Source organism: Micromonospora vinacea (genome assembly GCF_015751785.1).
Lineage (GTDB): Bacteria > Actinomycetota > Actinomycetes > Mycobacteriales > Micromonosporaceae > Micromonospora > Micromonospora vinacea.
Window position 1 is genome coordinate 6,844,876 of the sequence record NZ_JADOTY010000001.1, and the last position, 23,312, is coordinate 6,868,187.

At 66.5% G+C, this 23,312-nt stretch carries 18 protein-coding genes and 2 pseudogenes; 13 read left to right on the top strand and 7 right to left on the bottom strand.

Features of this window, described 5'->3' with window-relative positions:
* Positions 1-445: 445 nt before the first annotated feature.
* Positions 446-1,786 (top strand): OmpA family protein, encoded by a 1,341-nt coding sequence (locus tag IW249_RS31915; protein WP_196924185.1) that lies wholly within the window; start codon positions 446-448, stop codon positions 1,784-1,786.
* Between the two features lie 344 nt (positions 1,787-2,130).
* Here IW249_RS31915 and IW249_RS31920 read toward each other — a convergent pair whose 3' ends face one another.
* A complete protein-coding gene (locus IW249_RS31920) occupies positions 2,131-3,252 on the bottom strand; it encodes an NAD(P)/FAD-dependent oxidoreductase (protein WP_196924186.1) in 1,122 nt (373 codons plus the stop codon).
* 215 nt (positions 3,253-3,467) lie between these two features.
* Positions 3,468-4,130 carry a DoxX family protein gene (locus tag IW249_RS31925; protein ID WP_196924187.1) on the bottom strand — a complete coding sequence of 221 codons (663 nt, stop codon included), beginning with the start codon at positions 4,128-4,130 and terminating at the stop codon, positions 3,468-3,470.
* Positions 4,131-4,460: 330 nt separating this feature from the next.
* On the opposite strand from IW249_RS31925, the gene sigJ reads away from it, so the two are divergent.
* Positions 4,461-5,402, top strand: a complete 942-nt coding sequence (sigJ, locus tag IW249_RS31930; protein ID WP_231392741.1) for an RNA polymerase sigma factor SigJ — start codon at positions 4,461-4,463, stop codon at positions 5,400-5,402.
* Between the two features lie 49 nt (positions 5,403-5,451).
* Positions 5,452-7,563 carry an MMPL family transporter gene (locus IW249_RS31935; protein WP_443673249.1) on the top strand — a complete coding sequence of 704 codons (2,112 nt, stop codon included), beginning with the start codon at positions 5,452-5,454 and terminating at the stop codon, positions 7,561-7,563.
* A 189-nt stretch (positions 7,564-7,752) separates the two neighbouring features.
* Here the strand turns inward: IW249_RS31935 and IW249_RS31940 are convergent, their stop codons facing one another.
* Together IW249_RS31940 and IW249_RS31945 are read right to left on the bottom strand one after the other, a co-directional pair.
* A complete protein-coding gene (locus tag IW249_RS31940) occupies positions 7,753-10,305 on the bottom strand; it encodes an excinuclease ABC subunit UvrA (protein ID WP_196924188.1) in 2,553 nt (850 codons plus the stop codon).
* Between the two features lie 205 nt (positions 10,306-10,510).
* Positions 10,511-10,936 carry a pyridoxamine 5'-phosphate oxidase family protein gene (locus IW249_RS31945; RefSeq protein ID WP_231392742.1) on the bottom strand — a complete coding sequence of 142 codons (426 nt, stop codon included), beginning with the start codon at positions 10,934-10,936 and terminating at the stop codon, positions 10,511-10,513.
* Here IW249_RS31945 and IW249_RS34625 point away from each other — a divergent pair.
* The 4 genes from IW249_RS34625 to IW249_RS31960 all read left to right on the top strand — a co-directional run bounded on the left by IW249_RS34625 (position 10,913) and on the right by IW249_RS31960 (position 12,897).
* Positions 10,913-11,179: a hypothetical protein gene (locus tag IW249_RS34625; RefSeq protein ID WP_231392743.1), complete on the top strand. Its 267-nt coding sequence runs from the start codon at positions 10,913-10,915 to the stop codon at positions 11,177-11,179. The genes IW249_RS31945 and IW249_RS34625 overlap by 24 nt on opposite strands.
* A gap of 129 nt (positions 11,180-11,308) precedes the next feature.
* Positions 11,309-11,491 (top strand): recombinase family protein, encoded by a 183-nt coding sequence (locus IW249_RS31950; RefSeq protein ID WP_196924190.1) that lies wholly within the window; start codon positions 11,309-11,311, stop codon positions 11,489-11,491.
* Between the two features lie 122 nt (positions 11,492-11,613).
* A complete protein-coding gene (locus tag IW249_RS31955) occupies positions 11,614-11,967 on the top strand; it encodes a hypothetical protein (RefSeq protein ID WP_196924191.1) in 354 nt (117 codons plus the stop codon).
* A 156-nt stretch (positions 11,968-12,123) separates the two neighbouring features.
* Positions 12,124-12,897 (top strand): AAA family ATPase, encoded by a 774-nt coding sequence (locus tag IW249_RS31960; protein ID WP_196924192.1) that lies wholly within the window; start codon positions 12,124-12,126, stop codon positions 12,895-12,897.
* A 520-nt stretch (positions 12,898-13,417) separates the two neighbouring features.
* Here the strand turns inward: IW249_RS31960 and IW249_RS31965 are convergent.
* On the bottom strand, positions 13,418-14,044 hold the full coding sequence (locus tag IW249_RS31965) for a peptidase inhibitor family I36 protein (RefSeq protein ID WP_307788844.1): 627 nt from the start codon (positions 14,042-14,044) through the stop codon (positions 13,418-13,420).
* 220 nt (positions 14,045-14,264) lie between these two features.
* Between IW249_RS31965 and IW249_RS35385 the strand changes: the two are divergent.
* The 4 genes and pseudogenes from IW249_RS35385 to IW249_RS31980 all read left to right on the top strand — a co-directional run.
* A pseudogene (locus IW249_RS35385) lies at positions 14,265-14,950 on the top strand (transposase); the annotation flags it as partial.
* A 496-nt stretch (positions 14,951-15,446) separates the two neighbouring features.
* Complete coding sequence (gene glsA, locus IW249_RS31970) at positions 15,447-17,132, top strand: glutaminase A (RefSeq protein WP_196924194.1); 1,686 nt, start codon at positions 15,447-15,449, stop codon at positions 17,130-17,132.
* A gap of 64 nt (positions 17,133-17,196) precedes the next feature.
* The gene (gene glnII / locus IW249_RS31975) at positions 17,197-18,216 is read left to right on the top strand and encodes a glutamine synthetase (protein WP_196924195.1); all 1,020 of its coding nucleotides are present in this window, start codon (positions 17,197-17,199) and stop codon (positions 18,214-18,216) included.
* Between the two features lie 79 nt (positions 18,217-18,295).
* A complete protein-coding gene (locus tag IW249_RS31980) occupies positions 18,296-19,615 on the top strand; it encodes an ammonium transporter (protein WP_196924196.1) in 1,320 nt (439 codons plus the stop codon).
* Positions 19,616-20,095: 480 nt separating this feature from the next.
* Here IW249_RS31980 and IW249_RS31985 read toward each other — a convergent pair whose 3' ends face one another.
* Positions 20,096-20,926 (bottom strand): AfsR/SARP family transcriptional regulator, encoded by an 831-nt coding sequence (locus tag IW249_RS31985; RefSeq protein WP_196924197.1) that lies wholly within the window; start codon positions 20,924-20,926, stop codon positions 20,096-20,098.
* A gap of 540 nt (positions 20,927-21,466) precedes the next feature.
* Here IW249_RS31985 and IW249_RS31990 point away from each other — a divergent pair.
* Together IW249_RS31990 and IW249_RS35290 are read left to right on the top strand one after the other, a co-directional pair.
* Positions 21,467-22,405: a LysR family transcriptional regulator gene (locus IW249_RS31990; protein WP_196924198.1), complete on the top strand. Its 939-nt coding sequence runs from the start codon at positions 21,467-21,469 to the stop codon at positions 22,403-22,405.
* 75 nt (positions 22,406-22,480) lie between these two features.
* A pseudogene (locus IW249_RS35290) lies at positions 22,481-22,531 on the top strand (hypothetical protein); the annotation flags it as partial.
* A gap of 102 nt (positions 22,532-22,633) precedes the next feature.
* On the opposite strand, the gene IW249_RS34915 reads toward IW249_RS35290, so the two are convergent.
* Complete coding sequence (locus tag IW249_RS34915; RefSeq protein ID WP_269215520.1) at positions 22,634-22,765, bottom strand: hypothetical protein; 132 nt, start codon at positions 22,763-22,765, stop codon at positions 22,634-22,636.
* Between the last annotated feature and the right edge of the window lie 547 nt (positions 22,766-23,312).

A 23,312-nucleotide genomic window follows, 5' to 3' on the forward strand; every position in this document is an offset into this window, starting at 1 on the left:
GCAACCTTCACCCTGGACAGTCCCCGGCGCGGGAGGTGGTCGTGGCTCGTGGCTGTCACAAAACGGGGTGGAGCTTCGTCCAGTGCGTGTGGTGAGACCAAGGTTGAAAGGCAGGAGCCGGGCATAGGCCGGAACAACGGACGCGGCCCGGATCCGAACAACGGCGTGCACTACAACCTGCTGCGCCACCCCCGGGTCCACTCGCAACCAACCGCATCGACCGAGAGCGAGGATCGTGACCAAGCTCCGTCATTTCCGATGGCAGGACGCCTCCCCCAGCTCTAGCCGAAGCCTGGCCCTGAGCGCCGTACTCACCCTGGCAATGGTCGGGTGCGAGGGATCGCCGAATGAGGACTCCCCGTCCCCGCCTGCTTCCAACACTCCGGCAGCCACCGGCAGCGCCAGCGCCAGCACCGGCGCGGCGTTGGCCGGAACCCGCAGTACCATGACCGAGAATCTCAAGGTCGAGGTCGTCGGCCTCAACCGCGTCAAGGGCAAACACCTCATCGCCCAGATCCGCCTGTCCAACACCGGCACCGAGAAGCACCTGTCCTGGCCCGGCGAGATGGGCGACCACACGCGCCCGCTCGGCGAGATCAAATGGGCCTCCGGCATCGGTGTCCTCGACGCCCAGGCCCGGACCTGGCTCCTGCCCTACAAACCCGCCAGCTCCCCCTGCCTGTGCAGCGCGGTGGACCGCGACGTCCCCAGCCGTTTCATCGACCCTGGCCAGTCGATCAGCGTCTACGCGGTGCTGCCCGCACCGTCGGGCAACCCCGCGACAACAACCGTCGTCACCCCCGTGGGCCCGCCGATGCTCAACGTGCCCATCAGCGACGACGCTCCGGCCGGCGACTTCCCCGACCCCGACGCCGAACCCGTCACCCCCGTCACCCGCCGCCTCATCCTCCCCTCCGAATCCCTGGACAAGTCCGAGGAGACCGCCGACGACGGCAGGGACCTGCAGGTCAACCTCTCCTCCGACGTACTGTTCGCGGTGGACAAGGCCACCCTCACCCCCAAAGCCAGGTCGGTCATGGCCCGCACGGCGAAGCTCATCGACGCCTCGCCCGCCACGGTGGTGACGGTGGCGGGCCACGCCGACTCCTCCGGCAACGACGCCATCAACGACCCACTGTCGCTGCGCCGCGCCCAGGCCGTACAGCACGCCCTGTCGGCGCTGCTGTCCAGAGACGGCATCCGCTTCCAGACCGAGGGGTACGGCTCTCGCCGCCCGCTATACAGCAACGACAGCGACGAGGGTAAGCGCCGCAATCGCCGCGTCACGGTGACCTTCTCCAAACCTCAACCCGCTGCCCAGGAACCGGGGGCCACGACCACCACCGGCGCTACCGGCCTGACCGGCAGCACCCAGGCCGACGGTCAGCCCATCGCGATGGAGGTCACCGGCCTGCGCCGACTACCCGGAGGCCTCGGCCTGCTCACCTACAAGATCACCAATAAGGGCTCGTCCGAGGCCTGGTTCAGAGACCTGCACCACGCTCAGGACTGGGAGGCGTACAAATACCAGGCCGCCACCAACGTCCGCCTGACCGACCTCGCGGCCCGCCGCCAGTACCTGCCCGGCCGCCTCGAGGTTTCCACTGACGACGGCGTGGACTCCTACTGCGCATGCACAGCCGTCTCCGGCGTCCGCATCAACACCGAAAAGTTCGCACCAGGCCAGACCCGCGAGTTCTGGAACCTCTTCGCCCTACCCGACACCGCCGACATCCTCAGAGTCAAGATCGGCCCGTTCCGCGACCTCAACGTCCCCACTCAGTAACGGCATCCCGCGCTGCCTGCCCACTTCAACGCATCAGGGCAGGCACCCTGTTGACCATCAGGAGGACCTTGTGAAATCTCGACACGTCCTGTCCGGACTGGTCGCTGCGGTGCTCGCCGCCGCCGCGTCCTGACGCTCGCGACCGCGAGGTCGCCGGCAGGTGACGGATGGACGTACACCAATGATGCCAACTCGGGAAATGGCTCGCTAACGGCGTTTCCGGCGATCTTGGTTAGTGGGTCTCGGCGGCGGGGAGACGATCGGCATCAGCCACGTCATGCTGGCCGTCAGCGTGCGCCACAACGTCACCTCCACGATGACGACACCACTGCCGGGCCCTCCCCTCAGCGCACCGGGCCGGAGTGGCGCAGGCGGTACACCGTGCTGCGACTGATCGCCTCCTTGAAGCCGGTGGCGGACCGGCCGGTGAGTACCGCACCGATCGGGGAGTCATCGGCTCGGGTGAACTGGGTGATCCCGTCCCGTCGACCGAGGCTGATGTTCTGCCAGACGTAACGGATCCGAAGCGGCCTCGGCGTCCGTCCGTTCAGAACGGCCGCGATCGCGTCCGCCGCGTGCAGACCCATCGGAAGGCCGGTCTGGCAGGACATCCGGGTCTCGCCGCCGAGTGCGGGTGCCGCTGCGGCGTCACCGATCCCGTACACCTGCGGGTGCGACACCGATCGACAGGTCTCGTCAACGATCATCCGGCCACGGCCGTCGACGGCCAGACCGGCCCGATCGGCCAGCGCGGACACCCGGAAACCGGCCGTCCAGACGACGACCTCCGCGTCGAGATCCCGTCCGTCGTCGAGGCGCAGGCCTGCCGCCGAGACCGTCTCGACCCGCACACCCTGGTGGACGCCAATGCCCATCCTGTCGAACGCCCGGCCGAGGTGGCGCCGCGCGGGCGGAGACAGCCAACCACCGAGGTCGTCACTCGTCACCAGTTCGATCCGTAGCCCCGGATATGCCTCGGCAAGCTCGGTGGCGGCCTCGATGCCGGTCAGGCCACCGCCGACGACGGCAACGACATCGCCGGCCGAGGCACTGAGCAGATGCGACCGTAGCCGCTGCGCCTGAGCCGCCTCCGCGATCGTGAACGCGTGCTGCCGTACCCCCGGCACGCTGCCGACGTCCGCGCCACTGCCCAGCGCGTACACCACGGTGTCGTAACCGACCGTGTACGGCTCGGCGTCCAGTCGGACGACCCTGGAGTCGACATCGATGGCGGTGACCCGGGCCACGATGAGTTTCACGTCGGCACCGTCCAGCATGGTTCGCAGCGGCCGGTCTCGCAGAGCCTGCCCTGCGGCGAGCTGGTGCAACCGGATTCGTTCCACGAATCGGTCGGTGGCGTTGATCAGCGTCACCTCGACGTCGGTGCGGCGCAGCCGGCGGGCGGCGCGCCTGGCGGCGCCGAGGCCCGCGTACCCGGCGCCGAGTACCACCAGGCGGTGAGTCATGGTCGTCTCCTTTGATATGCGCTGGTTGACGGGTGACGGGTGACGGGGCAGATTCGTGACCGTCTTCCAGTGCAGGCGTGGTCTTCGACGACACTGCGGGATACTGGGCGGTCTACCAGCCGTGGCATCACCTAGCGCCCTGAACGGTTTCGACACGGATGTCGTGCGCCCACGACAGGGCGAGGAAGCATCGCGCAACGTCGAGCCCTTACTCGTTACCTGTCGATCCAGCCCAGCTCAACTGCCTGCTCGCGCATGACATCTTCCATCACGGGTAGCGTCAGGAACGAGACGGCATACAGAACAGCGATGAGTCCGATCGGGACGATCCAAGCGCGAGGACGGGTTGCCCAGGAGCGAGGACGGATCTCCAACGGCCCGACCCCATCCGGCCCAGCGTCGGCAGGGCGGGCCCGACGGAGCCGAGTCTCCGGAAGCCGGCGGTCGGCTGGCCTCAGCACCCACGAGGCGATCGCGCACGCACCGAACATCAGCGGCACCCCCCACGATTGAAGGCCGTCACCGACTGACAGGTGCGACGCCACGGCACCGGACCACAGGAAGAAGGCGCCCACGTACGCCCATTCCTTGAGCAGCGGGAGCCCGGGCGCGATGATCGCGACGGCCGCGCCGGCCTGCCACGCGCCGAGAATGTAGGCGAAGAAGTGCGGGTACCCCAGGTGGTGCAACTGCACTTCCACCCATTCGATCGTCAGCAGGTTCCACACCGATCCAGCAGCCAACTCGAGGGCGATTACAAACGTCGTGGCCCAGAAGGCGATGGGGCGGATCCGGCTCCAGTTCCAGCCGCTTCGTGTGACGGTAGCCGACCTCTTGTCGGTCGCTTCCTGGAACTTTCTGGTCGCTTGAGTTCGCATCTCAGTCGCCTCGTCAAGTCGGTCTGATGTGTCGGAGATTGCCGGGATCGCGCACTGGAAGTAGACCGCCGGGGCCGGAAGCAGCTGTCCACGCTGGCGGTGTAGTCGGTGCCGTCGGGACGGGCCAGGGTTCCGGTCAGTTGCGATCGTCAGAACGGAGGGAAGGGCCACGGTCTCACTGCGCTTTGGGCCGGCTGGGTGGCTGTTCGTCTCAGTGGTACGACAACAGGGCGCCTCGGAATGTGAGGCGACGCGCGAACCTCACAGTTCGGTGTGCTGTCTTGTCGAACCAAGTGAGGGCAGACGCGACCAAGGGGAGTCGGCGACACCATGACCAGACCAACCGAGCCAGGACACGCCGGACCCGATCCGAGCCTGACCGCGGTCATGAACGAACGGCGTCAGCTGATCAATCTCGCCTACCGGCTCCTCGGCTCCCTGGCCGACGCCGAAGACGCCGTCCAGGAGACCTATGCCCGCTGGTACGCCATGTCCCACCAACAGCAGGAGGCGATCCGATCCCCCGGCGCCTGGTTGACCAAGGTCGCCAGCCGGATCTGCCTCAACCTGCTCTCCTCGGCGCGGGTTAGGCGCGAGACCTACGTGGGCGAATGGATCCCCGAGCCGCTACCCGAACCCACAGAGTGGACCAGCGGACGGTCCGACGCCACCACCATCGACCCGGCTGACCGCATCACCCTCGACGAGTCGATCAACATGGCCTTCCTCGTCGTACTCGAATCGATGACCCCGGCCGAGCGCGTCGCGTTCATCCTGCACGACGTCTTCCGCTACTCCTTCGCGGAAGTCGGCGACATCGTCGGTCGTACCCCTGCGGCGTGTCGCCAGTTGGCCTCCTCGGCCCGCCGGCGCGTACGCGCAACACAGACCTCCGCGACCTCGACAGCCCAGCACGCCGACATCGTCAGGAATTTCAAACAGGCATGGGAAGCCAAGGACATCAACGCCCTCATCGGCCTTCTCGACCCCAACGCCACGGCAATCGCCGACGGCGGCGGCATTGTCGGCGCCGTGCTCCACCCGATCGAAGGCGCCGAGCAGATCGTTCGCTCCCTGATCCACCTTGAGGGCAGACTTCGAAACCTGACGATCCTGGAGCGTACGGTCAACGGCCAAAACGGCCTTATCGCCCAACAGGACGGCGTCACCGTATCGGTGTACGCCTTCGACGTCGTAGGCGACCGGATCAAGCGCATCTGGGCGGTACGCCACCCCGACAAACTCCGGCCATGGACGGTGGGACGCCTGTAGGGCTCCCCGCTCCGGCACGGCTTCGTCGACTGAGCACTGAGGAATTCCCATGTTGCGGAAAGTGATGACCTTGCCCAGTGGCAGGATTGCGAAATGGGCAATCGTGGCCATCTGGGTCGCCCTGATAGTGCCGGCCTTCCTGCTGGCCGCCAACCTGGGCGATGTTGAGAAGAACGACAGTTCGGCCTGGCTGCCCAGCAACGCGGAGGCGACAAGGGTCCTCGACCAGGCAAAGAAGTTCCAGCCCGCCGAGACCCTGCCCGCGATCGTGATCTATGACCGGCCCGAGGGCGTCACCTCTGCGGACATGGCCAAGGCCCAAGCTGACGCCGAAGCCTTCCAGGGCATCGAAAAGGTCGTGGGGCCGCCACAGGGGCCGTCGAAGTCCCAGGATGGCAAGGCCATCCTGACCGTGGTCCAGGTCGACGACGGTCGTGAGGGCTGGGACGGGGCCCACACGGTGGTCGGCGAAATGACCACGATAGGTCAACAGCGCGCCGACGGTCTCGGGTTCCACGTCACCGGGCCGGCCGGCTACGCATCCGACTCGATAACGGCCTTCAGCGGAGGAGGCGCCCTGGGGATGATCACGGCGTTGGTAGTGGTGGTCATCCTGCTGTTCACCTACCGCAGTCCACTGCTGCCACTGCTGCCGCTCCTGACCGCGGGCGGCGCCCTGGTCACGGCAGAAGCGGTGATCTACCTGCTGGCAAAGAACGCCGGACTCGTCGTCAACACGCAAACCAGCCTCATCCTGACCGTACTGGTGTTCGGCGCCGCCACCGACTACGCGCTACTGCTCATCTCCCGGTACCGGGAGGAGTTGCGGCGACACGAGGACCGGCACGAGGCGATGGCGGAAGCCCTGTACCGCTCCAGTCCCGCGATCATCGCCAGCGCCGCGACCGTCGCTGTCAGCCTGCTGGTGCTGCTGCTGGCCACTCTCAACTCCACAAAAGGCCTCGGCCCGGCCTGTGCCATCGGTATCGTCGTCGGGCTACTTGCCATGCTCACCCTGATGCCGGCCCTCCTGGTCATCTGCGGCCGTTGGATCTTCTGGCCGGTGAAGCCGTCGTACGGTTCGGTCGGAACGGCCAGGGACAGCATCTGGACGCGGATCGGCACCGCCATCTCCCGCCGCCCGCGGATCGTGTGGGTCGCCACCTCGCTCGTCCTCGGCGTCATAGCGATCGGGATGACGGGGCTCAAGGCCGATGGGATCCCGAGCAAGGGCCAGTTCACCAACGAGCCGCAGGCGGTCGTCGGCGAGGAGATCCAGTCCAGGCACTTTCCGGCCGGGTCGGGTGACCCCATCTACGTCGTGGCCAAGGCCGCCTCGGCCGAGCAGGTCGTCACCGCGCTGTCAGGCGTCCCAGGGATCGCCGACGTCGCGGCACCGATGGTCAAGGATGGTGACGTCTTCGTTCTCGGGACGCTCGAGGACGCGCCCGGCAGCAAGGCCGCGATGCGCACCGTCGAGCAGGCCAGAGCCGCGGTCCACAAGATCGAGGGTGCGGATGCGCGGGTCGGAGGCAGCACGGCGATCGCACTCGATACACAACACTCGGCCGCCCGCGACGCCAAAGTGATCATCCCCGTCGTACTGATCGTGGTCTTCCTCATCCTCGCACTGCTGCTACGGGCGATCGTCGCACCGCTGCTCCTCATGGCGACGGTGGTGCTGTCGCTCGGAGCGTCCCTCGGCGTGAGCGCGCTGGCGTTCAATCACGTGTTCGACTTCGCCGGGGCAGACGCGAACTTCCCACTCCTAGTGTTCGTGTTCCTGGTCGCCCTCGGCATCGACTACAACATCTTCCTGGTCAGCCGGGTACGGGAGGAGGCACAGCTACACGGCACCCGACAGGGTGCCCGGGCTGGGCTGTCCGCCACCGGCGGTGTGATCACCTCAGCGGGTCTGGTCCTGGCCGGTACCTTCGCGGCGCTGGGATCACTGCCCTTGGTGTTCGCGGCGCAACTGGGGTTCACTGTGGCGTTTGGCGTACTACTGGACACCATGATCGTCCGCTCGGTGCTGGTCACCGCACTAACAGTGGACGTTGATCGATGGATGTGGTGGCCCAGCAAACTGTTCACGCATCACGACGACCCCCAGCCGCCGGCGGGCACGCCCGAACCCACTCTCCTGATTGCAGGCAGCTGACAACCGTCGGAACTGGGCCGTCCGGCGAGGGCCGGACGGCCCAGTATGGCTGAAACCTGACCGCGTGGTTCCGGCTGAATTCGGACCACCTCCTGACGCACGGGAGGTGCGGCGCGTGGAGGACTGGGCGGAGATCCGGCGGCGGCTGGTGCGGATTGACTCGTTCAACCAGAGCAGCCCGAACCGATATCAGGCATGGACGCTCCTCCTCGACTGGTGCCTGGACAGGGGGGCAGCACCCGCCCCGGTCCCTGGGCAGCGCAGGTCTTCACGTATCTCCAGGAGCGGTAGGCCCGCCGCGTACCGCCGGAAGAAGCTGGCGGTCGGGGTGTCGGCTGTCGCGACGGCCTCCGGGGCGCCCGCCGCGACCACCGCGCCCCCATCCGGACCGGCTCCCGGCCCCAGGTCGATCACCCAGTCCGCGGACGCGGCGACGGGGATGTCGTGTTCGGCCACGACGACGGTGTTGCCCGAGTCCAGCAACACGTCGAGCGCGTCCACCACACGCTGGATGTCAGACGGGTGCAGGCCCGAGACGGGCTCGTCGAGAACGACGAGACCAGCCTTGCGGCTCGCAGCACCGCGTTGGATGGCGGTCGCCAGCTTCAGCCGCTGCGCCTCGCCGCCGGACAACTCTGTAGCGCTCTGCCCGAGTTGGAGATAGCCGAGCCCGACCTGGTTCAGAGTTCCCAGGGTTTCTGCGAGCTGCCGGGGCTCGGAGAACTGCTCCACGGCCTCGGCGACGGTGAGCTCCAGCACCTGATCGATGGCCAATCCCCGGTACGTAACCTCCAACGCATCCGGCTTGTAGCGCCGGCCCTCGCACCCGTCGCACACCACCCACACGTCCGGCAGGAAGTGCATGTCGACCAGTTTTCGGCCATAACCGGTGCAGGTTTCGCAGCGGCCACCGCCTGCGGTGTTGAAGCTGAACCAGGAGGCGTCGACCCCGCGCCCGCGCGCGATGTCGGTCTCGGCGAACAGCTTGCGGACGATGTCGAACGCCTTGCTGTACGTCGCCGGGTTGGATCGCGGCGTCCGTCCGAGCGGTTCCTGATCGACGACGGCGACCCAGCTGAATCCCTCGACGCCGGTCACCTCCCGCACCGCGTCGGTCGCCGTTCCGTCCAGGGCGGCCCCCACGCTCGCCCCGAGCGCGGCGAGGAGGCTGCTCTTGCCGCTGCCGCTCACGCCGGTCAGGCAGGTGAGCCGACCGGCGGGGAACCTCACCAGGCTCGCGGTCACGTTGTGCGCACGCAGGCCGCGCAGCTCTACCCAGTCGGTGTCGTCCCCGGCCGGGCGGCGGGTCCGGTGCAGCCGCGGCCCTTCGCCGGCCAGATAGCGCCCGGTCAGCGACGTGGGATGAGCGGCCACGTCGGCGGGAGGCCCGGACACGAGGATCTCACCGCCGAATCGGCCGGCGCCGGGCCCCATGTCGATCACCCAATCGGCTCGGGCGATCAGCTCCGGGTCGTGCTCGACGAGGAGTACGGTGTTGCCGGCCTCGCGCAGCTCCAGGGCGATGTCGAGCAGATGTGCCTTGTCCGCCGGATGCAGCCCGGTGCCGGGCTCGTCCAGGACGAAGATGATGCCGCTCAGCTCGGTGCTGAGCTGCGCGGCGAGTCGGGTGCGCTGCAACTCACCCCCGGACAGTGTCGCTGCGCTCCGGGACAGTTGGAGATGGGCCAGGCCGAGCCGATCAAGGATTCCGAGCCGGCGGCCAAGGTCCTGCAGCAGCGGTTCGCCCACCTCACGCTGCCGGGCGTCCAGCTCATCCGCGACGCGTTTAGCCCAGTCGCGTACCTCCCGCACCTCCACCTCGAGCAGGTCGGGGTAGGTCAATCCACCGAGCTGCACGGACCGGGCCACCTCGTCGTATCCGCTGCCGCTACAGGTGCCGCAGGGCTGCTTGCGCATGTACGGCAGGTAGCGCTGCTTGGCGCTGGACGTCTGGGCGTTCACGAACACCCGCTCCACCTCGGCGAGCGCGCCCCGCAGCGGCTGGCTCGAGGTGTAGGTCACCAGGGCCCGCTCATTCCTGTTCGTCATGTCGACGGTCGCCTCGATCTTCTCGTCACCTGTGCCATGGAGCACACAACGGCGGAACTCCTCGGGCAGCGACTGCCACGACCGGCCGAGGTCCACGCCCCGCTTCTCGGCAAGCGCCGGCACGAACACGTGTTCCCCCGAGCGCCACTTCGCGTACCAGGGCGAGGCCCCCTCGAACAGCGGAAGCTCTGGGTGGGTGATGACCAGGTCCTCATGCGCCTGCCAGCTTCCGCCCACCCCGTGGCAGTCCGCACAGCTCCCCTCCGGCGTATTGCGGTCGAAGTGAGCGGTCGTCAGATGCTCGTTTCCACTTCCCGCCGCCAGCTCTGCGCCGATGCCTGGAAGGCGCGAGTAGAGCAGCCCCAAGTGCCCGTCGATGCCGGTGATCGTTGCGACGGTGGAACGGGGGTTACGGTTCAGGCGGCGCTGGTCGACCGCGAGGGTCGCGCCCAGGCCCAGAATGCGGTCGACCTTCGGCCGATTGCGCTGCGTTATGTACTGCCGTACGAAGGGCGAAAGCCCTTCCAGATACCGTAGCTGGGCTTCGTTGTGCAGGGTGTCGATGGCCAGCGAGGTCTTGCCGCTGCCGCTCACTCCGGTGAAGGCGACGAGCTGTCCTTTGGGAATGCTGACGGACACGTCCCGCAGATTGTTGGTACGAGCCCCCACCACGTCGATGGTGTCGCGTCCCATCCTTGCGACGCCCGATCCGATTTCAGTCAACCTTCGTCCACCCTCTCGCCCATGAGGCAGGGCATGGGCGTGCAGCCCCTGCCCCTGCCCCTGCCGAACAAACCGAACACGGGCTTCACCGCAGGTCGCCGTCCAGGGGCCCTGCGTGGATGCCTCACCGATCTCTCATGACATGGCTGGTCCCGATCCGGCCACTGCTGCGGGCTCAGGGCCGGGACAGCGCAGTGAACTTTGCGACGTCGGGCGCGTAGGCGGCCATCCAGTGCGGTTGCAGCCGGTAGTAGACGACGTCGTTGTCCCAGTCGAAGAGGTCCTCGCCGTAGAAGTCCTTGAGGTACGCGAGCAGGTCCGGCCAGTCCTCGGCCGGCTCGCCGTCGTGGGGGTTGAGGATCTCGGCCCTTCCGTGCGTGAACACGCCCAGGTCCTCACCGCGCATGTGCGCGGCGCTCACCGCGGGCCGCGCCGAGAGATGGCGCGCCTTGGCCGAGCCGCGCGCCGTGCCGAAGAGCCACTTGCCGTGCAGGAGATGCCCATCGACACCGCTGATCCGCGGCTCGCCCTTCGCCGTCACGGTGGACAGGGCGAGGGTGCACATGCCACTGAGGACGTGGGTGAGCTGCTGCGCGGTCAAGGTGCGTTCGGTGCTGATGATCGAGCGGAGGTGCGAGGTGGAACGGGACAGGGAGGCATCAAGGAGAGCCTGAAGCTCTGTGAGATCTTCCGAAGTTTCGCGCACGAAAGTCCTTATCTGTTCGTATCTATCCGAGTTCCCGGCTTACGCCGCACCATCGGCGTCGACCAGCAACCCATGCTCGACCCAAAACCTGACACCTTGTGTCTTGATTTCTTCATCGGTTTCGCGCACACCACTTGAACGGAACAGCCGGACTGACGACGCTCGCAGGAAGTCCTGCCGGTCGACCTACCCACGTACGGCAGACCCGAGGGCCCCCGACGACGGCTCGCCGGGCGCGAGGGGGATGCGTCCGCCGCGGGGGTCGATGTGGGTGTCGCGGGCCGCCTCGACGTCAACGACCTGGCAATGGGCCACACCGGCGCCATGCGCTGGAACGTCCGCGACAAATGGGTGGTCTCCAAGGACATCACCCATGAGCCACTCATCGACGACGCGACCTTCGAGCAGGCCCAAGCGATGCTGCAACGACACGGGCGGGGAACCGGATGACCGAAGCCCAGCCCTTAGATCATTCGCCCGCAGCGAGCACAGCAGCTCAGACGATCATCACCGAGTGCGACGCCAAGTTGTAGCGCTACCGCGCCGCCCTCGACGCCGGAGCCGACCTGACGATGGTCACCGGCTGGATCGCACAGACCCAGGCCGAACGCGCTCGTGCGGAGACAGACCTCCGCGCGAACACGGGCACCGCCCCGCGCAGGATGAGCCGAGCAGAAATCACGACCCTGGTGAATGCGCTCGGCGATCTCGCCGCCGTGCTCCGCGATGCGGATCCCGCCGACAAGGCCGAGGTCTGCCGGCAACTCGGTCTCCGGCTGAACTACCAACCTGAAACGCAAACGGTGCGCGCTGCAATCGATCTCAGCGCGCACCGTGGGGTAATGGTTCGTGTCCGAGGGGCGACACGACCCATTGCCCCACCGCCGATGACGCTCAGCGCCACTCTGAAGCTCACGCAAGCCTAGCTTCGGTGGTGACTCTTCGGCGGAGCCGACCACAGTCGAGTACCGCCTCACACTGGGTGCAGCAGCTGCGTCGGCAGGCGTACCGTCGGACATCTTCCGGCCTGGGTAGACACGGTTGAGATGGTGGACTGGGCGGCGGCGCGAAGGGGTCACCTGATGGCCAGTGGAGACGAGGCGTCGGATTTGGGTCGAGACAGCGGTGGGTTCCTGCGCTGGGTGGAGTTGACCGATGACGGCCGGGACCGGTCCGCCTATCCGTTCACTCTGCCGGTCGTCGCCGGCCTACGGGCGGCCGGCCGGTTGACGCTGGATCCCGCCGTGACGTTCCTGGCCGGGGACAACGGCACCGGCAAGTCGACCCTGATCGAGGCGATCGCGGTAGCGGCCGGTTTCAACCCCGAGGGCGGATCCACCAACTTCCGATTCAGCACCCGAGCCACCGAATCGTCTCTTGGTGAACACCTACGACTGGTCCGCGGCACCAGAAAGCCACGCAGCGGCTTCTTCCTGCGCGCCGAGTCGTTCTACAACGTGGCCACCGAGATCGACCGCCTCGGTGTCGCCGACGGCTATGGCGGCGCCAGCCTGCACGAACGATCCCACGGCGAGTCGTTCCTCGACCTGGCCACCCACCGGTTCAAGCCCCACGGCCTGTACCTGCTCGACGAGCCGGAAGCCGCCCTGTCCGTGCACGGCTGCCTAGCGCTGCTCACCCGCATCCACGACCTCACCCAGGCCGGCGCGCAGTTCATCATCGCCACCCACTCCCCCATCCTGCTGGCCGCCCCACACGCCCGGATCCTGCAAATCGAACCCGACGGCACTATTCGTCACGTCGACTACGACGAGGCTCAGCCGGTACTGCTGACCCGCTCATTTCTGGTCAACCCGCAGCGCTACCTGCGTCACCTCTTTCAGGACGGCGTCTGATAGGCGCCATGCGGTCGAGTAGGCAAGATTGACTTCCAAGCGCGCCGCCCGGCGCTCCTCTTGCTGCATCGATAACGCCAGAGCGCGTCGCGAGGTGCTGCGGTTGGACAACGCGAGGCTACATGTCGACGTCGTTGGTCACGCAGGCCTGGAACTCCGTACCCGGCCTCAAGGGCCTGATGACCTGGTCGGCGAACTGGGACGGGTCGAAGGGGTGGACCTTCGGCGACAGTGGAGCGCCTGCAGGGCCGCTGACGTTGCCCTTATCGAACACCGCGCCGTCCGCATGCCACCCATGAGATCGTTGCACCGAAAGGGCCCTTCCAGGCCGCGCAGATCAGGTCGTCGATAAACTAGATCATCGCAGCCCAGAAGGGCACATTCGTCATCTACACGTCAGCTTGGATACCACTGCCACCGATCCGAGCCACGGATCCAGGCTGTCATCCGGCACCGGTCCATTTTCGAGCTAGTGAGACCACGGTGGACGATCAGACTTCTGAAAATACCGAGGCAGGCCTCAGCTATTCGGATACGCAGGAACCATATGGCAATCATAATGCCAGTCGCTGCGATCGCAGGACAACGACTGTCCGACGGTGATGGAGGACGCGGTGTTGTCCGGGAGGGGGGTAAAGTCGAATATAGGACTTCCATCGAAGTTCGCCTTCGTTTGCGGCATGATCGATGCTTCCCCCGGCTTCTTGTTTAATGTGTACCCGTTGTAGTGCCCATCCTGATAGAGGAACACCCAGTGGTTGGTGTTGTTAGTGATCGAGGACGCCGCATCGTTGAGGGTCTTGCCGTTGTAGAAGGTGTAGCCTCGAAAATCGGCGATCTCTGCCTTGAACTTGGTGGCTCCACGGGGCTGGAGTGCCGGCAGAATGGCGACAGACCCGGTTTGGTTCAACCCCGAGTAAATACAGATCTGCTCGTCCGGGCACGGGTACGGCGCTGCCTGAGCGGCCCCAGGGAGCAGCGCCGCAGTGCCGGTCGCAGCCGCAGCGACGGCGAGCGCCCTGAAGACGAGGTGTTTGTACATTGGTGCCTCAATCCGTAGAGTCTCTCGAATCCGGTGCGGTGAGATGATTGGTAACCCGCAGGCATGGTTGTGTGAACCATGATGCCCCTGCCTGGCCATCACCACCGCGTCCAACAGGCTATCGTTGCGCACTTGATGAGAGCTTCCAAAACAGTGGACAGCGACTGAATTTGAGCTACCCCGCGTTTTCAGAGGGCGTTCGATTTGCCCTCGATCTACTAGACGAGTAATTCCGATGCCAGGGATCGATGTCTGGGCATGAAAAGAGGGCATCCAAGATCGTGTTGTGGCGCAAGACCTGGATACTCTCCTGCCCGCCCTGTAAGTGAAGATCGACAACAGCATCGGCACGCCTCGGTGGGGGGCCCAGCAACCGCTGCTAACCGACTCCGAACTGGTCTGCCTGGCAGTAGCGCAGGTTCTGCTCGGCTCCCGCCCGGAGGCGCACTGGGTCCGCCACGCCCGTATTCATCTGCCCGGCATGTTCCCGTACCTGCCCCAGCGACCCGCCCGACGGCGCAACGCTCGGATCTGGCCGGCTGGGCCGGATACGGCTACTGCGCCTCCCACTGGCGATTCTTCTGGGGCCCGCGGCTGCACTTGGTGTGCACCCCGACTGGAATGCCGATCCTGTGGGCGCTGGAGCGAACCCGAAGATCGGCGAGCGGGAGGTCCTCGCCGCGATGCTTGAGGTCGAGGCCCGTGTGGTGGCCGAACACCAGGGCATCCCGCTGATATCGGATAAGGGCTTCGCGTCCAAGGTGTTCGAGCGGGACCTGGCCGAGCAGGGCATCGAACTGCTGCGGCCTCCCCCAAGCGGAAGAAGACCCGTTACGGCGAGGCGATGCTCAAGAGGGTCCGCAAGTTGATCGAGCCGTTCAACGACACCTCAAGGGCCAACTCGACCCGGAGAAACATGGCAGGACGCCGACTGGTGAAGGACCGGACCGCGCCTCCTCCCGGCCGCGACTCAGGCCCCGGTGCTGGCCACCGCGTTCCTCCGCGCCACCCACCTTATCGACCGACGGGCTGCACTCTTCGCACCGGCGATCGCCGCTCGCGTACCGGCCTGAGAACGCCCCGGGGTGGCCGTCACGCCGTTCACCTCGGGTTAAGCCTTCATCAGTCTCGGGGTATATCGACGACGGGGGAGCAAACGAACGGGCCGGAGGTGACCCGTTGCCTCCAAGAAGGCGTTGGTCATTTTCGATTTCCGCCGGGCGTAGCTCCAAAAACCAGGGCACCTCGGCACCGATCTCGACGTAGGCCCGGCGACCAGTCTCTGGTCAGTTGGAATCAAGCGGTTGTGCACTGGCCCTACGTAGTCTTTTCGGAGTGTGCGAAGTTGCCGACCGAATTTCGCCGCAGAACGCGCCCGAACGTCAGGCCCGCCGCTCATTTCGCCGGCACCCCGTCCGGTCGCGCTGGTCAGGAGCGGGAAGATTCGCCGGGAAACCGCGCCGGTACCGTTTTCAAATCACCTTCTACGGAGTAGTCGAGCTGCGTCATGCCCCCGATCAGAAAGACCAGAACTGCACCGCGTCGAGCCGAGCAGCCGTGGTCCCCCAGCCTCGTCGAGACCCTGGGTATCGACAATTTTGACGCCAGCGAGTACGGGAAGCTCCTCGCGTCCTTTACCGTCGACCCCGAGGGCACGATCGCGGTGGCGGAGCTCTCCGACCGGCTGCGCGCATCGGGAATCCTGGAGACGGATCCGCGTGCGGCCGAGGTTTGGGCCGCGCTGCGCTCCACCCCAGGCGTCGAGGCGCAGGCACGGATCGATCTGGCCCGCTTTACCGCGTTGTGCAGGACCGGTGGCGGTGTCATCGAGAAGTCGCTGCGAGGAGACTTCATCATCCCAGACTTCGCCGCACTGCAGTTGGAGATCCTCGCGATCTACGAAGGCCTCAGGGGCGTCGACGAGGGCCAGGTTGCCGACTACATCCCGCAGCTTGGCCGGGTCGATCCTGAGAAGTTCGGCATCGCGCTGTGCACCGTCGACGGGCAGCGTTTCGCGGCGGGGGACGCCCAGAGCGTCTTCTGTGTCCAGTCGGTTTGCAAGCCGATCAACTACTGTCTCGCGTTGGAACAGCACGGCGCCGAGCAGGTCCACCGGCATGTGGGGCGGGAGCCCAGTGGTCGCGGGTTCAACGAGCTGACGCTGAACAGCGAGGGACTCCCGCACAACCCGATGATCAATTCCGGGGCGATCATGTGCTGCTCGCTGCTGCGTCCCAGCTGGGAGATGGCCGACCGGTTCGACCACGTCGCCGAGACGTGGCGGAAGCTGGCCGGTGGCGAGGCGGTCGGTTTCAACAATGCCGTCTACTTGTCGGAACGCCGCACGGCGGACCGAAACTTCGCCCTCGGCTACTTCATGCGTGAGCACAATGCCTTTCCAGACGGGACTGACCTCACCGAGACGCTGGAGTTCTACTTCCAGTGCTGCTCCATCGAGGTCGACGCACGGTCGCTGTCGGTCGTGGCAGCCTCGCTGGCCAACGGCGGCGTCAATCCCCTCACCCGGGAGCGGATCTTCTCCGCCGACACCGTCCGCAAGTGCCTGTCGCTGATGTCGTCGTGCGGGATGTACGACTACTCCGGGGAGTTCGCCTTCACGATCGGCCTGCCGGCGAAGAGCGGCGTCTCCGGCGGACTCATGATCGTGGTCCCCGGCGTGATGGGCATCTGCGTCTGGTCGCCGCGCCTCGACGCGCTGGGCAACTCCGTCCGCGGGGTCGCCTTCTGCAAGGACCTCGTCAACCGGTTCAACTTCCACGTCTACGACTCGCTGGCCACTGGTGAGGACTCCGGCAAGCGCGACCCGCGGCGCGGGCGCAACGAGGAGGAGGTGGCGTCGACCACGCGGTTGCTGTGGGCCGCCAGCCACGGTGACCTGGAGTACGTCCGGCTCGCACTGGCGGCGGGAAAGGATCCCAACTCCGCCGACTACGACCGACGAACCGCGCTGCACCTGGCCGCCTCCGAGGGGAACCTCGACGTGGTCCGGTACCTCCTGGACCGCGGGGCCGATCCAACCCTGCGGGACCGCTGGGGAGGCACCCCGCTCTCCGACGCCGAGCGAGGAGCCCACGACCAGGTCGTCACGGTGCTCACGTCGGCGCTGGGCGTTGCGCGTCCGGCAGCGGACACCCATCTCGTGCGAACGGACGCGCCGCTCGCAGCGGTGTGAACCGTCCGTTCGTCCGATCACGATTTCGAGGGCCATCCGGCCCGAGCACAGGAGAAAGAGACACATGACGTACAAGGCTGAATACATCTGGATCGACGGCTCCGAGCCGACCGCGAAGCTGCGGTCGAAGACGAAGATCATCGCCGACGGCGCCGAGCCGGGCACGTGGGGCTTCGACGGCTCCAGCACCAACCAGGCCGAGGGCCGCAGCTCCGACCGGGTCCTCGAGCCGGTCGCCACCTACCCCGACCCGATCCGTGGAGGCACGCACCTGCTGGTGCTGTGCGAGGTGTTCAACATCGACGGCACCCCGCACGAGTCGAACACACGGGCCCAGCTGCGACCGGTGGCCGACCGGTTCGCGGCCCAGCAGCCGCTGTTCGGCATCGAGCAGGAGTACACGTTCTTCAAGGGCTCCCGCCCGCTGGGCTTCCCCGACGGCGGCTACCCGGCCCCGCAAGGTGGCTACTACTGCGGCGTCGGCGCGGACGAGATCTACGGCCGCGCCGTGGTCGAGAAGCACCTGGACAACTGCCTGGCCGCCGGCCTGACCATCTCCGGCATCAACGCCGAGGTCATGCCCGGCCAGTGGGAGTTCCAGGTCGGCCCGCTGTCGCCGCTGGAGGTCTCCGACCAGCTCTGGATCGCCCGCTGGCTCCTGCACCGCACGGCCGAGGACTTCGGCATCTCCGCCACCCTGGAGCCCAAGCCCGCCCGGGGTGACTGGAACGGCGCCGGCGCCCACACCAACTTCTCCACCAGCGCCATGCGAGAGAACTACGCGGCGATCATCGAGGCCTGCGAGGCCCTCGGCCGGGGCGACAAGCCCCTGGAGCACATCCGCAACTACGGCGCCGGCGTCGAGGCCCGCCTGACCGGTGCCCACGAGACGGCACCCTGGAGCGAGTACAGCTACGGCGTCTCCGACCGTGGCGCCTCCGTCCGCATCCCCTGGCAGGTGGAAATCGACAAGATGGGCTACATCGAGGACCGTCGACCCAACGCCAACGTCGACCCCTACACCGTCACCCGTCTCATCGTCGACACCTGCTGCACCGCCCTGGGTGCCGCCGACCTCGTCTGAGGCGCACCTCCACCGTCACCTACGAAATCAAAACGACGCCGCTGTGGTGCGGCAGTAATAAGACATGGAGTACACCTCGATGCCAGAAGCCTTCGACGCGGGGGACACCGCATTTGTACTGATCAGCGCTGCGCTGGTCATGCTGATGACCCCGGGACTGGCGTTCTTCTACGGCGGCATGGTCCGCGTGAAGAGCGTGCTCAACATGTTGCTAATGAGCTTCATCAGCCTGGGCATCGTCAGCGTGCTCTGGGTGGCCTACGGATACTCGCTCGCCTTTGGCGAGGACGTCGGTGGGCGTGGGCTCATCGGTGACCTGTCCAACATCGGTATGAGCGGGATCTCGGACACCACCCTGACCGGCACCATTCCGGTGCTTGCCTTCGCTGTCTTCCAGATGATGTTCGCCGTCATCACGCCCGCGCTGATCAGCGGAGCGATCGCCGACCGCGCCAAGTTCGGCGCGTGGATGCTGTTCGTCGCCCTCTGGGTGACCGTGGTCTATTTCCCGGTGGCCCACTGGGTATGGCAGTCCGACGGCTGGATCTTCAAGCTCGGCGTCAAGGACTTCGCTGGCGGCACGGCAGTCCACATCAACGCGGGCATGGCCGCCCTCGGTGCGCTACTGGTCCTCGGCAACCGGGTCGGCTTCAAGCGGGAGTCGATGCGGGGACACAGCCTGCCCCTCGTGATGCTCGGCTCGGGCCTGCTCTGGTTCGGATGGTTCGGGTTCAACGCCGGATCGGCCCTCGCCGCGAACGGCACCGCCAGCGTCGCCTTCCTCAACACGCAGGTGGCTGCCGGTGCCGGCATGATCGGCTGGCTCGTCTGGGAGCGGGTCCGCAAGGGCGGCTTCACCTCGCTGGGCGCTGCCTCGGGAGCGGTCGCCGGCCTAGTGGCCATCACCCCGGCCTGCGCGGTCGTGAACACGTGGGGCGCGATAGCCATTGGCATCATCGCTGGTGTCGTGTGTGCCTGGGCCGTCAGCCTCAAGGACCGGTTCGGCTACGACGACTCGCTAGATGTCGTGGGAGTCCACGCCGTCGGTGGCTTCGTCGGCACGCTCCTCATCGGAGTGTTCGACCTGACGGACGGTCTGGTCGCCGGTGCTGGCGGTGGACAGTTGCTGAAGCAGGCCATCGGTGCCTTCGCCGTCGCCGCGTACTCGTTGGCGCTGTCGTGGCTGCTGGTGAAGGTCATCGATGTGACGATCGGCTTCCGGGTGCGTCGTTCCGACGAGGTCACCGGTGTCGACCAGATTCTGCACACCGAGAGCGCCTACAACTTCGGCACGGTGACGGCATACGAGGCGACCTTCGGCACGACCGACGAGCAGGCGCATCGCCCGGCTGTTCACCAATGGGCGGGCGGTACGTACAACGGTCCGTCCACGCACTGACCGACGGGATCGAGCGTCAGTCACCACGGAGATCCTCGGGAAGCCTGTCCGAGGATCTCCGTGGGCCGGACCGAGAGGGTGTGCCGACCCGAGGACGAAGCACTGCTGGCCACTCAGTCGGTGTCGCGCTGTTGGTGGTGCTGGACACGCTGACTCCCGCCTAACGGGCTCGTGTTCGTCCTGTACGACGTCTTCGACGTGTCATTCGGCGAGATCAGCGCCCCATGATCGACCGCTCCCCCACAGCGGCCCGGCAGTTGACCAGCCGTGTCCGGCGCCGGGTGCAGGGCGCGGCCGCCGCGTTCACCATCAGCGACGAAAGATCACCGGCATCGCAATCGACCTGGACCGGCTCCACGATCTCGACATCGTCTCTTTCAGCACCGGCAATTGGGAGCGGCGAGGATCTTCGGGCACGAGTCCCAACCAGCAGGGGGCGACCGCGAAAATGGCGACCGCTCCCGCCGCGGCGGGTAGATGTCAGCTCACCCCGACGGCTGGGTCGTGACCGGCCTGCCAAGCCCTCGCGCCGCCGCTGCCCGCTGCCGTAACGCTTTGAAGGAGCACCTGCCGGTGGGCCGCCTGCAGATCGGCACCGGGGTCGATACCCAACTCGCCAACGAGGCGATCACGGATCGTCTGAAACACCGCCAGCGCCTCGGCCTGTTGCCCGGCAGCAGCGAGGCTCTGGATCAGCAGAGCGTGTACCTGCTCGTTAAGGGCGCCGCACGCCACCGCACGCCATAGGAACGTGAGCATGCTGTTCGGTCGGTTCAGCCGAAGTGCGAGCCTGGCGGCTTCCGCCACGACCGTAAACAGGTCGTTTTCCAGTGCAGCCAAGGCGCTGGCGGCGGTTGCGTTGTCGCCAACCCGGTCACCGGGCGACCCATGCCAATGACGGAGCGCATCGAGGAACAGGTCATGGGCCTCGACGAGGCGTCCTGCCGCGAGCGCAGTCCGCGCCATGGCGGCGGTTCTGCGGAAGGCGCTGAGGTCCAGGCTGTCAGGGCCGGAGATCAGGCGGTATCCGTCGCCGTGGCGCAGCAGACAAGTGCCCGCGGACCGTGCGGGCAGGTCCGGTTCGAAGATCCGTCGCAACGCCGCGACATATTTGTGGATCGCATTCACAGCGCTGGCGGGCGGCTCGCCACCCCACAGCAGCTGCACCAACTCGGATGTGCTGACCGGCCTACCCTCCTGGATCAGCAGCATCAACAGCAAATAGCGCTGTTGGCGCGGGCCGGCGTCGATCTCTCGTCCATCGCGCCACAGTCGCAACGGACCCAGGACCCTAAATTGCAGATCATTCACAAGTTTTGGTCACTTCCCATTGCCGTCCGTCGGAGGTGCGATCACGGTGGTCGCCCTCCCTCCTGTCCTCGTCGACAACGTTAGGAAGGCGTTCGACCGCACGCCCAATAGCAGATTGTTGTCGCGGCGGAGCGGACAGCCGAGGTGTCCCTTTCAGGCCAGTTCGTGGCCCGACGCCCAGCGGATTCTGGCGGCGCAGAAACCTACCCCGCACGATGCGCTCGCACGGGCCACGCTGAGGACTAGTCGTACGGCGCAATGCCCGGACACCTGCACGGCCTGACGTGCGCCCAACCTCCGTGCAGGCCGAAAACCAGGCTCGGTTCACCGTGTTTGCGGATGGTGCTTACGGGAAGAGGCTCCCTACAGGTCACACTGGTGTGTGCTATCGGAAGCGCCCTGGGTGCTTTCAACCCCTCCTCGGCGTTATGGTCGTCGCCGCGTTCATACCATTTACTGACTTCCCATCAATGGCAAGAAAGCCATGCGCCCGCATGCAAGCAGCTGAGACTTCCGAGTGATCGGCGCAAGGAGGGGTGGATGGACGTTCGACAGTTGGAGTTTTTCCTCGCAGTTGCTGAAGAGGGGAACTTCACCCGCGCCGCGAAACGCTCCTACGTCTCGCAGCCCGGGCTCTCCTCGTCAATTCGAACCCTCGAACGCGAGCTACGCGTTCGCCTGTTCGATCGCGTACCGGCCGGCGCCTCACTCACGCCGGCCGGCACCGTGTTCTTAACACGGGCGCGCCGGATGCTGGCGGACGCCCACGCCGCGCAGGCCGAGTTGGCCCAGGTTCCGGGCACCGGTACCTCCCGCGCCGTCCGGATTGGTGCGGAGCAGTGCCTAGGAAACCTTGTCGACCTCGCCGATCTCTTGAGCATCTTCGCGGAGCGAAACCCAGGCACGGAGTTAGCCTTCGAACAGGCGCCGACAAACCGCCTGCTTGAGGGGATTCATACCAACGCGATCGACGTCGCGTTGGTTGCCCAGAGCCCGCCCGACGACAACGCTGACACACTTCGTGCGGGCGGCGGTGTCGTTCTGCGCTGCGAACCTTTCGTCTTCCTAACCTCGAACAACCACCCACTAGGGCGCGAGAGCGAGGTGAGTTGGGAGGTGTTGGCGTCCGAACGGTTCGTGGACCTGGCGTCGTCGTGGGCTGCCCGAGAGGTACTCGACGAGGCCTTCACTACCCGGCACGGCTGCAACCGCATCAGCGCGGTGTCGGTCGGGGACGTGTACATGCTGCTCGATCTGGTGGGGCGGGGTTTCGGAATAGCTGCCGTACCGGAGTCAGTCGCCGAGAAATCCGAAGCCGCAGGACTTCGCCGGCTCCAGGTCGCAGGGCCGCCATTTGAGTGGGAGGTACTGCTCAGAGTGGCGGGACGGGCCAGTGCCGCGGCGCGCGCGTTCGCTGCCATGCTTCTTCCTCAGACGGCGATCAGCAACTCCCGAGATGCACTCACGGGGCGGGCATGAGCGGGCGGTGCCAGCCGCGACATGCCCCCGGAATTGGGCTCGGACGCCGTCGGCATATTCGAAGGCCGGACCTTCATGTTGTCCAACCCGGCTGGTGACGTACCGGCCGACTCCATCGCCGGCCTGGTGCACGACGACACCCACTACATCAGCCGTTGGGAGATGACCCTCGACGGGCTCGCTTCGCTGGTGCCATCGACACCCCACCGCGGAAGCCGGCCGCCGACATCACCACTCGCGGTCGCCCGCCCAGCCGGCGTTCGCGCTGCTGTGGCCGGCGGTCGATACCCCGGGGCTGGTGAACAGCCAACCGAATCGCACCGCGACGATGACCGCGCAGACCACGACCGCCACGAGCATGCCGTGGGCCAGCCCGGAACTGTCCAGGCCGCGGACGGCCTTTCTGCGCCTCCAGGCCTACGAGGGCGAAGCGCCGCGTTGGCCAGCATGGTCAGGACGTCCATGACGGTCTGAACGTACCGGCGAGTTTACCGGGGAATAGGCGCGGCGAGGCGCGGCCCACCCATAGACCACGGCCGCGAGGACGCCGGACACCTCGGCCGCCTCGGCGATCAGGTACGCGGTCAGTGGCGTCATCAGCGCGAGGAGGTTTGTGCTGAAACGGGTCGGCCAGCCTGCGACAGATCTGCAGGACGAGGAACGTGGCCGGCGCGCCGGACGCGATTCCGCCGAGGTACGAGAGTGCGAACAGACCAGCGACGCGACTCGGGGTCCAGTGTTACTCGCCGAGAGTGATCCCGACCGCGAGCGCGTAGATCACCAGCGCCGTACCGTCGTTGACCAGGCTCTCCGCGCGCAACGTCGTCGCGATGTGGCGAGGCAGCATCCGGGCCCAGGACGCCGACCGCTGTCGCGTCGGTCGGGGCGACCGCGACGCCCAGCGCGC